The 11,980-nt window shown below is 35.6% G+C and carries 12 protein-coding genes and 1 pseudogene; 12 read left to right on the top strand and 1 reads right to left on the bottom strand.

The features are described from left to right. The first annotated feature begins 4 nt into the window (after positions 1-4). The 6 genes from P6N22_RS10015 to P6N22_RS09990 are packed head-to-tail and all read left to right on the top strand — an operon-like array spanning position 5 to position 4,541. Positions 5-1,168, top strand: a complete 1,164-nt coding sequence (locus tag P6N22_RS10015; RefSeq protein ID WP_280332580.1) for an FtsW/RodA/SpoVE family cell cycle protein — start codon at positions 5-7, stop codon at positions 1,166-1,168. A 9-nt stretch (positions 1,169-1,177) separates the two neighbouring features. Beyond that, positions 1,178-2,206: an undecaprenyldiphospho-muramoylpentapeptide beta-N-acetylglucosaminyltransferase gene (gene murG, locus P6N22_RS10010; RefSeq protein ID WP_280332578.1), complete on the top strand. Its 1,029-nt coding sequence runs from the start codon at positions 1,178-1,180 to the stop codon at positions 2,204-2,206. Then, positions 2,199-2,801 (top strand): DedA family protein, encoded by a 603-nt coding sequence (locus tag P6N22_RS10005; protein WP_280332576.1) that lies wholly within the window; start codon positions 2,199-2,201, stop codon positions 2,799-2,801. The genes murG and P6N22_RS10005 overlap by 8 nt, the downstream gene beginning before the upstream one ends. After that, complete coding sequence (locus P6N22_RS10000) at positions 2,802-3,278, top strand: DUF420 domain-containing protein (RefSeq protein ID WP_280332574.1); 477 nt, start codon at positions 2,802-2,804, stop codon at positions 3,276-3,278. Positions 3,279-3,290: 12 nt separating this feature from the next. Next, the gene (gene bcp, locus P6N22_RS09995) at positions 3,291-3,758 is read left to right on the top strand and encodes a thioredoxin-dependent thiol peroxidase (RefSeq protein WP_280332572.1); all 468 of its coding nucleotides are present in this window, start codon (positions 3,291-3,293) and stop codon (positions 3,756-3,758) included. An 18-nt stretch (positions 3,759-3,776) separates the two neighbouring features. Beyond that, positions 3,777-4,541: an SDR family NAD(P)-dependent oxidoreductase gene (locus P6N22_RS09990; RefSeq protein WP_280332571.1), complete on the top strand. Its 765-nt coding sequence runs from the start codon at positions 3,777-3,779 to the stop codon at positions 4,539-4,541. Between the two features lie 70 nt (positions 4,542-4,611). Here the strand turns inward: P6N22_RS09990 and P6N22_RS09985 are convergent, their stop codons facing one another. Then, positions 4,612-6,216: a DUF3373 family protein gene (locus P6N22_RS09985; protein WP_280332569.1), complete on the bottom strand. Its 1,605-nt coding sequence runs from the start codon at positions 6,214-6,216 to the stop codon at positions 4,612-4,614. A 312-nt stretch (positions 6,217-6,528) separates the two neighbouring features. On the opposite strand from P6N22_RS09985, the gene rpsB reads away from it, so the two are divergent. The 6 genes and pseudogenes from rpsB to P6N22_RS09955 form a co-directional block, all read left to right on the top strand. After that, positions 6,529-7,305, top strand: a complete 777-nt coding sequence (gene rpsB / locus P6N22_RS09980; protein ID WP_280332567.1) for a 30S ribosomal protein S2 — start codon at positions 6,529-6,531, stop codon at positions 7,303-7,305. A 2-nt stretch (positions 7,306-7,307) separates the two neighbouring features. Next, entirely contained in the window at positions 7,308-8,363 is a 1,056-nt protein-coding gene (tsf, locus tag P6N22_RS09975) for a translation elongation factor Ts (RefSeq protein WP_280332565.1), read from the top strand. A gap of 84 nt (positions 8,364-8,447) precedes the next feature. Further along, positions 8,448-9,665 (top strand): NAD(P)/FAD-dependent oxidoreductase, encoded by a 1,218-nt coding sequence (locus tag P6N22_RS09970; RefSeq protein WP_280332563.1) that lies wholly within the window; start codon positions 8,448-8,450, stop codon positions 9,663-9,665. Positions 9,666-9,693: 28 nt separating this feature from the next. Next, positions 9,694-10,338, top strand: coding sequence for an ABC transporter ATP-binding protein (locus tag P6N22_RS09965; protein WP_280332562.1), 645 nt, complete (start codon positions 9,694-9,696; stop codon positions 10,336-10,338). A gap of 1 nt (position 10,339) precedes the next feature. Beyond that, the gene (fliR, locus tag P6N22_RS09960) at positions 10,340-11,104 is read left to right on the top strand and encodes a flagellar biosynthetic protein FliR (protein ID WP_280332560.1); all 765 of its coding nucleotides are present in this window, start codon (positions 10,340-10,342) and stop codon (positions 11,102-11,104) included. Positions 11,105-11,173: 69 nt separating this feature from the next. Further along, positions 11,174-11,980 (top strand): annotated as a pseudogene (locus P6N22_RS09955) (DNA topoisomerase IV); the annotation flags it as partial.

The raw sequence follows: 11,980 nt of genomic DNA, 5'->3' as shown, positions 1-11,980 counted from the left end.
GAAAATGGCCGATAGAAAACTTTTTACTTTGGTTGCTATACTTATAGCAATAAGTATAGTGGTTTCGTATTCTTTAACAGAATATACCGTTTTACTTTTTGATACTGGGGAGTTCCATTTTGCGATCAGGCAAACTTTTTTTGGAATTGTCGGTATCACGCTGATCTATATTCTCTCACTTGGAGATCCGGACAAACACCTAAAGCCACTTGGGTTTACTTTGTTTTTCGGTTCACTGATTTTAATGATCGCAATGCCGTTTTTACCTGAAAGTATAGTTTCAGAAGTGGGTGGAGCAAAAAGATGGATGAAAATTGCGGGCTTTTCTCTTGCACCGGTTGAGTTTTTTAAAGTCGGATTTGTATATTTCTTGGCGTGGAGTTTTTCGAGAAAACTGGGACATCACAACGGGATGGGGATCAGAAGTGAATTTCGCCGTTTCCTACCTTATGCGGTAGTGTTTGTTGCAGCTATGTTTATCATCGCATTTTTACAAAAAGATCTTGGGCAGGTTGTCGTTCTTGGCGGTACTCTTCTTTTTATGCTTATTTTTGCAGGAAGCAGTTTTAGGTTTTTCTTGACAATTTTGGGCGGTATTTTTTTAGCAGTCGTACTCTTTATCTTAACTGCCGAGCACCGTATTGCACGTATTAAATCGTGGTGGGCTTTAGCCCAAAATTCCGTTTTGGAACTGATGCCCGATTTTGTTGCCGATAAACTGCGTGTCCCCGTTGAAGTAGAGCCGTATCAGATTGGACACTCTTTAAATGCTATTCATAACGGCGGACTTTTCGGTGTTGGTCTTGGAAACGGTACTTTTAAACTCGGTTTCTTATCAGAGGTACATACCGACTTTGTTTTGGCGGGTATTGCCGAAGAATTCGGTTTTATTGGTATATTATTTGTAGTATTTATTTTTATGTGGATGTTACAGAGAATTTTTAAAGTGGCAAACCGTACGAAAGACGGATCTGTATATCTTTTTAGTATTGGAATCGGATTGGTACTATCGTTCGAATTTTTGGTTAATGCTTACGGGATTAGTGGAATTACTCCTATTAAAGGGATCTCAGTACCATTTTTATCTTACGGTGGTTCGGCAATGCTGGGAGCCTGTTTGGCTATAGGTATGGTACTGATGGGTTCAAAAAAAGCAGATATGAGTTAGGGAAAAGAGATGAAACTTTGTATAACTGGCGGTGGAACGGGCGGTCATTTAATGGTCGCAGAAGCTTTAGTCGAAGCGGCCGTAAACGACGGACATGAAGCTATATTTATCGGTTCTAATAAAGGACAGGATCAAAAATATTTTGCAGAGCACAGCGAGTTCTCACATGTTTATTTTTTAGAAACGACAGGTGTTGTCAATCAAAAAGGTTTTGGAAAAATAAAAGCACTTTATAAAGTTTTTAAAGCCTTCTTGAGAGCTAGAAAAATACTTAAAAAGCATCATATCCAAGCAACTTACAGTGTAGGTGGTTTTTCGGCAGCTGCTGCATCTTTTGCAACACTTTCACTATTTCGTCCGCTTTTTATTCATGAACAAAATGCAAAAACAGGACGTTTGAACGAACTGTTAAAACCTTTTGCAAAACGTTTTATCTCGGCATATGACAACAACTCTTCGATTCAAGGCTATCCCGTAAAAGAGGTTTTTACAAAAACGGCAAGGGTGAGAACAGACCTCAAAACTATCATATTTTTGGGTGGTAGTCATGGAGCAAAAGCTATTAATGATTTGGCTCTGAGTGTTGCCTGGAAACTAAAAAAGCAAGATATCAGAATTATACATCAGGCAGGAGAAGCCGATCTGCAAAGAGTTCAAGATGAATATGCAAAACTTGGAATCGATGATGTAGAATTGTACGGTTTTACAAAAGAGTTACCTGACCTGATTGCAAAAGCCGATCTTGCGGTAAGCAGAGCAGGGGCTTCAACACTTTGGGAACTGAGTACAAACGGGTGTCCCGCTTTTTATATTCCATATCCACATGCAGCAGGGGATCATCAATATTTCAATGCCAAGTTTATTGTTGATAATGATCTGGGATGGTGTGAGCGAGAATCAGAAGAACTCAAATCAAAATTACTCCATGTTATTAAAAATCCTGATCTTGAAATAAAAAGCCGTAAACTTTTAACGTACAATGAAGAAGATGTAGCGATGAAAATGATTAAAGAGCTGGAGGAAACTGCGCATGCTTAAAGAACTCGCACAGTTTTTGGTTGATCAGATTTTTGAATTTGGTTATCCGGGTATATTTATCCTAATGGCTATAGAATCCAGTTTTATCCCTTTTCCGAGTGAAATAGTACTGGTACCGGCAGGTTATCTTGCTTCGCAAGAGAAGATGAGTATTTGGTTGATTGCGATAAATGCAATAGGCGGTTCGATGGTAGGTGCTTTGATTAACTACTATTTGGCTTATTTTGTTGGAAGAAAATTTTTACAAAAATTTGGAAAGTACTTTTTCATTGCTGAAAAGACTCTTCATAAAATGGATGTTTTTTTTGAAAAACACGGTTCTGTTTCCACTTTTACGGGAAGACTTATCCCTGCTGTAAGACAGCTTATATCAATTCCTGCGGGACTGGCACATATGAATATTGTGAAGTTCTCTATATTTACCGCATTAGGTGCAGGCTTATGGGCTATGGTTTTAATCTTACTGGGATATTTTATAGGGGAAAATCAAGAACTTATCAATCAATACCTAAAGCAAATAACATTTACAATTATTATTTTAGTTATAATGTTTTCTATAATTTACTACAAAATTAAAATCAAAAAGGCTTCTTAGATGGAATATATGTTTTCACAAGGTTTTTTAGGAACTAGAGCACCTCTTTTTATGGATGTTGTGACAATCATTGTCGCTGTTTTACCGTTATTGATCTATTCGGCAATCATGCTTGCAAAAAAAGGTTTGTATAAACTGCATGCTGCTGCACAAAACATTATTTATGTTGTTTCAGTGTTAGTGGTAGTATATTTTGAATACGGTGTAAGAGTAGGCGGTGGTTTTGATACTTTTGCTTCAGACGCAGAGGTAAGTTATACGTACGCGCTGTTTGTTTTGATTTTTCATATAGCAATAGCAGTGGCAACTTTCGTATATTGGACATTAACAATCATTAAAGCAAACGGATGGTTCAAAAACAACGAAATCCCGGGTGAAATGACAAACAAACATAAACTTATGGCAATTAAAAGTTTTGTAGGAATCATATTTACATCTATGACTGGTATTTGGGTATACATATCACTATTTATATAAGAAGGAGAAAGAATGATAGAAGTTGGTGCTAAAGCCCCTGAATTTTGTTTACCAAACCAAGATGACGTGGAGATTTGTTCACGTGATTTGAAAGGAAAATGGATAGTATTATATTTTTATCCAAAAGATTCAACACCGGGTTGTACAACAGAAGCGTGTGAATTTACGGAAGCGATGCCAGAATTTGGAAATATGGATGCAATCATTTTAGGGGTAAGTGCAGATAGTACAAAAAGACACCGTAACTTTATTGAAAAACAAAACCTTTCTATTACACTATTAAGTGATGAATCTACAGATATGATGCAAGAATACGGTGTATGGCAACTAAAGAAAAATTACGGAAAAGAATATATGGGGATTGTACGTTCTACATTTATTATTGATCCACAAGGTGTTGTTCAAGCTGCTTGGGATAAAGTTCGTGTTAAAGGGCATGTTGAAGCTGTAAAAGAAAAGCTTTCAGAATTACAAGCTTAGTCTTTTTAAAGTCATTAGATGAAATTAAAAAACAAAACTGCTTTCATAACTGGTGCAAGTGCCGGCATAGGGAAAAAATGTGCCATAGAACTTGCAAAGAAAGGGACAAACCTTATTTTACTTTCAAGAAGATACAAAAACCTTGAGAAATTAAAAGTTCGTCTTGAAAAATATGATGTGCAGGTAACTATCTATAAAGCTGATGTTGCAAATTTTAAAAAGCTCCAAAAAATAGCTGCAGAGCTTGAAGAAAAATCTTTATTTCCAAATATTCTAATTAACAATGCAGGACTTTCACAAGGCTTGGATCCGATTGACCAAGCCGATGTTGAAGACTGGAATAGGATGATCGATACAAACATCAAAGGATTACTGTATATCAGCAGACTTATTATCCCTATGATGAAAAACTTCAAAGATGCACATATAATTAATTTGGGAAGTATAGCTGGACGTGAAGTGTATGCAGGCGGAAATGTATATAATGCAACAAAATTTGCAGTACACGCACTGAATAAAGCTATGAATATAGATCTTTTCGGAACAGATGTGAAGGTGACAAATATTGCACCAGGTGCAGTAGAAACAGAATTTTCTGTTGTTAGATTTCATGGAAATAAAGAAAAAGCAGATAGTGTCTATGAAGGGTTTAAACCTTTAAAAGCCAAAGATGTAGTTAACTCTGTTATATTTGCTTTGAGACAGCCACGTCATGTGAATATACAAGAGATCTTTTTAACACCGACTGCTCAGAGAACAACTTACCTAACTTACAAAAATTAATATAGATTATGTAGATACTTCTATGAGATTAAAACTCATAGAAGTTGAAGAATTGAGCCAGAAGTAGGCTCTAGAATTTATATCTTAAGTAGAAGCGGATATCTTGCGCTTTATCTACAGTTGTAGCTGCTTGAGTACCCGTAAGATCTGAAATTTTATATGGAGTTCCTGTCGAATCTCCAAAGAATCCATTACTTCCAGTGTAATCATAATCGATATATGTATAACGTATTTGCATAGATAATATCTCATCTACAAGGTATTCTGTAAAATATGCCTCATAAGCATTACCGCGAGCGGCAACTTTTGAACCTATATTTGTATCTTCAGCATATGTGATGCTTCTCCAGTATTTTGTACCGTGATTAAACTCAAATCCCCATTTACCGTCATCAGTAACTAATGAAGGCATTTGTAAACCAACCCAATAAGAATAACCTTTTTTAGATGTGTCTGAGCCTAACATACTATGACCCTGATGAGGATCAGTTTTACTCATAGCACCGCTTACAAAGAAAGTAGTTTCATCTAGGTAGTCGCTTAAGCCGTTACCGATACCGTTTATCATAAAACTAGCAGTACCACTATAGAGACCACCTACAGTTTCCATACCAGTCATTACACCAGTAAGTGGATCAATATTTGCATCAATTAAATTGTTAGCATAGTAGAATTGTGTATCAAATGTATATTGTCCGTCATTGTAAACTCTGAAAATAAGTCCACCTAGATCAATATTCCCTAAATCACCTTTATTTGTTGCATATGGTGCATTTGGATTTACTACACCCGTAGTAGGATTTGCAGAGAAAAATTTAGGTGCAGCATTTGTACCACCGCGACCTGCACAGAATTTTACATACATCCCTTTAACACCAGTAAGTTTATCAAGTTTAAATAAAGAGCTTAAACCGTCAAACTCAACATTGATAGAATGTCCTTGTGGTGATGCAGCATGATCATCATCTCTTAGATTAATAAGGTGACCATTAGTTGAAGGACGGCGACCGATACTGAATGTCCATGGAATGTCAGTCCCTAAAAATGTTGAGTTCTTATATAAGAAGTAAGCATTTTTTACACGGAGTGTATCATCGTATGCATTCTCATTCGTAATCCAGTCAAAAGTTTCAAATGGTGTCAGATTACTTCCAGAACCACTTCTTTGTCCAAATGCTTTGTTGTAGGCAAGCTGTCCATGGAAACTAATTTGGTGTGAAGCTGCCCAATCCATATTTAACCATAGTCTATTTGTCATTAAGGCATCATTTTTTACTTTAGAACCGTCAGCCATTTTGTAGTTAAGATTTTCAATAGCATATCTATAATCAACATTAAACTTTAAATGATTTCCACTCGTAGCTCTGTTGATTTCAGAAATACTTTCTTCCATCTCATCAAATGCTTCGATAACATCAAATTCATCATCACCTGATTCATCATCCGCATTGTCATCTGAGGAATCATCTTTAGCATCCTCATCATCCGCTTCCGAATCATCTTTTACGCTCATCTTAACAGATTTTTTTTCTGCTTTCAACGCGTCTAGTTCTTTTTGCATACTTTGCATTTTTGCTTCCATCGCTTCGAAGCGATCATACATTGATTCAGCTGATAAATTACTCCCAAGAATAGTAGCTGATGCAACCAATGATAATAATAAAGGCTTATTCATCTCTTCCCTTTTTGTATTACATTTATTAATACATTGTGCATTAATTGTGTTACTATACATAAATAAATATAAATCTTTTTTTAAATAGTGTGATAAAAATATAATATGTAGTATATGGTTTTAAAAAAGCTTAAATTAAACATAGTTTTAGTATAATTCGCGGATTTTTCTTCCATTAGTGGATGAAAATATTAACAGGTAATGTCAAAAAAGTTAGTGCGACCTCTTCAAATATAAGAGTCATCGTTAGACATTTTCCAAAGCTAACTAACATAATTTCTGGCTCAAAATGTAGCCTTTAAAGGACCTTATATGGTAACTATGAAAGACCTATTAGAATGTGGTGTACACTTCGGTCACCAAACTCGTCGTTGGAATCCAAAAATGAAAAAATTCATTTTCGGTGTTCGTAAAAATATCTATATTTTAGATTTACAAAAAACTTTACGTTACTTCCGTAACACTTACCAAATCGTAGTAGACGCTGCTGCTGAAGGTAAAACTGTACTTTTCGTTGGTACAAAAAAACAAGCTCGTAACTCTGTTCGTGAAGCTGCTATCGCTTGTGGTATGCCTTACGTAGATAACAGATGGTTAGGTGGTATGCTTACTAACTTCCCAACTATCCAAAAATCTATCCGTAAACTTGATGTAATTTCAGAAATGCAAGAAAATGGACAAATCAACCTTTTAACTAAAAAAGAAGCTTTAATGCTTTCTAGAACTAAAGAGAAGTTAGAAATGTATTTCGGTGGTATCCGTGATATGAAAAAACTTCCAGATATGCTTTTCATTATCGATGCTGCTAAAGAACACACAGCAGTATTAGAAGCAAAAAGACTTGGAATCCCAGTTGTAGCTCCACTAGATACTAACTGTGACCCAGACCTTATCACTTACCCAATTCCAGGTAATGATGATGCTATCCGTTCAATTCAACTTTTCTGTCGTGAAATGGCTGCTGCTATTAACGAAGGTAAAGCTTTAAGAGAAGGTGGTGCTGACAATTCTGTTGAAGAGGCATCTGAAGAAGCAGCAACTGAAGAAGTGGCAGCTGAAGAAACAGTAGAAACTACAGAGGAAGCGTAATTATGGCAGCAGTAACAGCAGCAATGGTTAAGGAGCTAAGAGAAGCAACTGATGCTCCAATGATGGATTGTAAAAAAGTTTTAGTTGAAGCTGATGGAGATATGGAAAAAGCGAAAGAGCTTCTAAAAGAAAGAGGTATCGCTAAAGCAGCTAAAAAAGCTGATAGAGTAGCAGCTGAAGGTCTTGTAGGTCTTAAAATTTCTGATGATTTCTCTAAAGCTACAGTTGTTGAGATTAACTCTGAAACTGACTTCGTTGCTCAAAATGAAGGTTTCAAAGATTTAGTTCTTAAAACAACTGAAGAAGTTTTCAACACTAATCCTAGCGATGTTGAAGGTGTAATGAATACTGAATTCGGTTCATACTTCACTGAAAAAGTTGCAAAAATCGGTGAGAAGATTGAACTTCGTCGTTTCGGTACTTTAGAAGCTGAAGACGATACTGTTGCAATGAACGCTTATGTTCACTCTAACAACAGAATCGCTGTTATCGTAAAAGCTAAATGTGACTCTGCAAAAACTGCTGAAGGTATGAAAGATGTACTTAAGCAAGTTGCAATGCACGCATCTGCTATGAAACCACAAGTTTTAAGCTACAAAGATTTCACAACTGAATTCGTAGAGTCTGAAACTAAAGGTCGTATCGAAGCAATCAAAAAAGAAAATGAAGAGTTAGCACGTTTAGGTAAAACACTTAAAAACGTTCCATCTTTCGTTTCTATGGTGCAATTAACTGACGAGATCATGAAAAAAGCTGAAGAAGATATCAAAGCTGATCTTGCAGCTCAAGGTAAACCTGAAAAAATCTGGGACAAAATCATCCCTGGTTCACTTGCTCGTTTCGTAGATGATAACACTACTCTAGATAAAGAGCAAGCATTACTTGACCAAACTTACGTACTTGACGATAAAAAAACAGTAGCAGAGGCTGTTGAAACTGCTGCTAAAGCTCTTGGCGGTACTGCTGAGATCGTTGACTTTATCCGTCTTGAAGTTGGTGAAGGTATCGAAAAACAAGCAGATGACTTCGCAGCTGAAGTTGCTGCACAAATGGCTTAAGCTTTTTAGCTTAGCCAACCCTCCTTATATTACTCCCTTTTTATAAAATACTTTTTTTCTTTTTTTACATGCTATAATCGTTATATGCAAAAGTCCGATAAAACAAAAATAGTGATCATTGGCGGTGGATATGCCGGTTTAAAAGCTTTACAAAATCTTTGTAAAGATCCTAAATACGAAATTACTCTGATCGATAAGAATGCATACCATTTTATGCAGACAGACGTTTATGATCTGATCGCAAATGAATATGATTTTGCACAAGTCTGTGTTGATCTTTTTACGTACTGCACTGGGTTTAAAAACGAAGTCACTTTTCTAAAGCAAGAAGTGAAAAATGTAGACTTCAATAATAAAAAAGTAATTACAGATTCTCAAAGAATAACTTACGATTATCTTGTTATAGCTGTAGGTGCTCAAACTAAGTTTGTCTCAAGTATCAGCGGTTTAAAAGAGTTCGGACACGGTATTAAAGCACTCAATCGTGCAATGTACTTTAAACAAAAGTTTGAGATGAGCCTGTTTCAAAAAATAGATAAAGAGGGGAGTTACTGTAAACCTCTAAGCATTGTAATAGCAGGAGCAGGACTCAGCGGTGTTGAAATAGCAGCACAAATGGCCTCATTTGCAAAAGACTTTTATGAACAAAATCATTTTTTATGTAGAAAACTGAGTATTGTTTTGATTAACTCTTCAGAGCATATTTTAAAAGGCTTGGATAAATATTTAGTTGAGTGTTCCGAAAAACATTTGGAAGAACTTGCCGTGATAATCAAAAATAATGTGAGAGTTGAAAGTCTTACAGAATCACATGTAACTTTGAATAATGGTGAGATTTTAGAGATGGATTTTATGATTTTTACCGGAGGTATTGAACCAAATGGTGTCGTGGCAAATCTAAAACTTTCAAAAAACAAATTCGGCTTTTTGGAGATTAATGAGTATCTTCAAAGTGTGGATTACGAGGATGTATTCATCGTAGGAGATTGCTCAACATTGTATGATCAAGATAATAACAAATTACCCCCGACGGCAGACATAGCGGAGCAAATGGGTACTTTGGCAGCAAAAAACATTAGGAAAATGGAGAAAAAAAAGCAACTTCTAAAAAGCAGAATCAAACAAAGAGGAATCTTGATTGCACTTGGTAGAAACTATGCTTGTGGAAAAGTTTATGGTATCTACTTAAAAGGGTGCATTGCTCATCTTATGAAAAAGAGCATAGAGAAAATACATCTGTATTTCTTGGATAGACAATCAAAAAAAGGGTGCAAAAAAATATTTTGTACTCCACAAGATTAATTTAGTAAGTTTTTACTATAATCTTTTTATGGAAATTTTAGAAGCAAACAACCTTTCCCATTCATTTGATTATGAACTCTTCAAAGATGTAAATTTTTCTTTAAATAAAAAAGAATCTATAGCAATCATTGGTATTAGCGGAAGCGGAAAATCTACTTTATTACATATAATCTCTTCACTATTAAAACCGCAAAGCGGAAGTGTAAAGCTTTTTGGTGAAGATATATATATGTTAAAGCAAAACAGGTTGGCACAAATTAAAAGAGATAAGATAGGACTTGTATTTCAGTCACATTATTTGTTCCGTGGTCTTTCTGCTTATGAAAACTTAGAAGTTGCAGAGATCTTGTCAGGACAGCCTATCGATAATGACCTTTTAAAACGACTTGATATCGCACACTGTATGAAGCAAAAAGTAACCGAGCTTTCAGGCGGCCAGCAGCAACGCGTTTCAATTGCCAGAGTTTTAACAAAAAAACCGCAACTTATTTTTGCTGACGAACCGACAGGAAATTTGGATACTAAAACCGCTCATGAAGTGATGGAGATGTTCTTTGAGTATTGTGAGCAGAATGAAGCAGGTATGGTACTGGTAACTCACGATAACCAATTGGCTCATTTGTGTGACAAAGTATACAGACTTGAAGACAAAGAGTTAAAAAGAGAAAAATAGTATGCAGTGGGCAGTAATATTTAACGATGCAAATGTAGTTGGGTTTTTACTGCTTTTTTTTCGATTTGCCGCTTTATTTTTAGCAGTACCAATTTTTTCCCATCAAAATATTCCAATGACAATCAAAGCTGCCATGGCTTTTTTCTTTACAATAGTGTTTTATTCATCTATGCCGCCACTTACAATCTCACTCGATATTCCCACAATTATTTTGGCAATATTAAGTGAATTTATTTTTGGTTTGGCAATAGGTGTCGCCTTACAACTGGCGTATCATGTCATCACATTCGCAGGGGGACAGATATCGTTTACGATGGGGTTTTCACTGGCAAGTGCAATTGACCCTCAAACGGGTGTATCTATGCCTATAATTTCTCAATTTTTGTCTTTAATAGCGTTAATGGTACTATTTGCACTTAATCTGCATCACTGGGTTCTTTTATTTGTCGATGCCTCTTTAAAAACAGTCCCTTTAGGGGGCTTTTTAATGAGTGAAGATTTTTTTAATTATACGATTCATGCGACATCAAATATGTTCTTAGTAGGTTTTATGATAGCATTTCCGATTATTGCACTCTCATGGCTTGCCGATGTTATCTTTGGAATGCTAATGAAAACGATGCCTCAATTTAATCTTCTGGTCATCGGTTTCCCAATCAAAATTATGGTTGCGTTTGTAGTTATTATTGCTACGATTACGGCAACTATGCTCATTGTAAAAGGGCAGATGCAAGAGGCTTTTAACACCTTAGAGATGTTTTTTTAGTTTTTTTTGATACAATACAGTGATTATTGAAATTAATATAATCGTAGATAAATGTCGAAGGAAAAACAAGTGAAGATTTTACTCTTAAATGATAATCCAGTTGTTACTAAATTAGTTACATTAAGTGCCCAAAAAACATCAGACTCCTTAGATGTTATTGCAAATGTAGATGAGATTGAAACATCTGAAAGTTATGATTTACTTGTTATCGATGATACAAAATATACAGACGGTATATTAGACGAAATTGCTGCAAAAGTAACTTACATTAAAACACTGTTTATTGCTTCTAGAGATGCTGAAAAAGTTGCAAATTTTTCGGCAACTTTGAAAAAACCTTTTTTACCTACGGATCTTGTAGAGTTATTTGCTGTTTTTGGTAAAGAGATAGCAAACGGGGTAGAAGATGTTGCTGCTATAGATGATAGCGATAACGATGAGGAATTTGTACTAGATCACAATCCTGTAACAGATGAAATACTTGACTTAGATGACGATTTAGATGAGCCTTTTGGTGATGACTTGAATTTAGATGACGAGCTAGAAGAACCTTTTGAAGACGATTTAGAATTAGATGATGAAATTGCTGATTTAGACGATGAATTTTTACTTGATGATGAAGAGAGTACAGGTGAAAGTGTATTAGATTCAGAGGAAGCACAAAAAGTTAAAGATCTACTCGATGAAGCGGAAGACGATTTAGAACTGGATGACAATTTTGAAGATCTAGATGAGTTCTCTTTAGAAGACACAGAGGATGAGATCGAAGATCTTGATGCGACATTCGACGAAGAACTGGATGAAGAATTCGGCGAAGAAGCAGAAGAGGAGATCGAAGGTTTAGACGAGCTTGAAGGTGAAGATGAAGAGTTAGAT

It is taken from the genome of Sulfurimonas sp. C5 (assembly GCF_029872055.1).
Taxonomy (GTDB): Bacteria; Campylobacterota; Campylobacteria; order Campylobacterales; family Sulfurimonadaceae; genus Sulfurimonas.
Note: the sequence above shows the minus strand (reverse complement) of the source record. Positions and strands in the feature narration are given on the sequence as shown.

Excerpts from the sequence above, each read along its gene's own strand:
- P6N22_RS09970 (WP_280332563.1), top strand. The coding sequence starts at position 8,448 with ATGCAAAAGTCCGATAAAACAAAAATAGTGATCATTGGCGGTGGATAT.
- bcp (WP_280332572.1), top strand. The coding sequence starts at position 3,291 with ATGATAGAAGTTGGTGCTAAAGCCCCTGAATTTTGTTTACCAAACCAA.
- P6N22_RS09990 (WP_280332571.1), top strand. The coding sequence starts at position 3,777 with ATGAAATTAAAAAACAAAACTGCTTTCATAACTGGTGCAAGTGCCGGC.
- P6N22_RS10005 (WP_280332576.1), top strand. The coding sequence starts at position 2,199 with ATGCTTAAAGAACTCGCACAGTTTTTGGTTGATCAGATTTTTGAATTT.
- P6N22_RS09965 (WP_280332562.1), top strand. The coding sequence starts at position 9,694 with ATGGAAATTTTAGAAGCAAACAACCTTTCCCATTCATTTGATTATGAA.
- P6N22_RS09985 (WP_280332569.1), bottom strand. The coding sequence starts at position 6,216 with ATGAATAAGCCTTTATTATTATCATTGGTTGCATCAGCTACTATTCTT.
- murG (WP_280332578.1), top strand. The coding sequence starts at position 1,178 with ATGAAACTTTGTATAACTGGCGGTGGAACGGGCGGTCATTTAATGGTC.
- P6N22_RS10015 (WP_280332580.1), top strand. The coding sequence starts at position 5 with ATGGCCGATAGAAAACTTTTTACTTTGGTTGCTATACTTATAGCAATA.
- rpsB (WP_280332567.1), top strand. The coding sequence starts at position 6,529 with ATGGTAACTATGAAAGACCTATTAGAATGTGGTGTACACTTCGGTCAC.
- fliR (WP_280332560.1), top strand. The coding sequence starts at position 10,340 with ATGCAGTGGGCAGTAATATTTAACGATGCAAATGTAGTTGGGTTTTTA.
- P6N22_RS10000 (WP_280332574.1), top strand. The coding sequence starts at position 2,802 with ATGGAATATATGTTTTCACAAGGTTTTTTAGGAACTAGAGCACCTCTT.
- tsf (WP_280332565.1), top strand. The coding sequence starts at position 7,308 with ATGGCAGCAGTAACAGCAGCAATGGTTAAGGAGCTAAGAGAAGCAACT.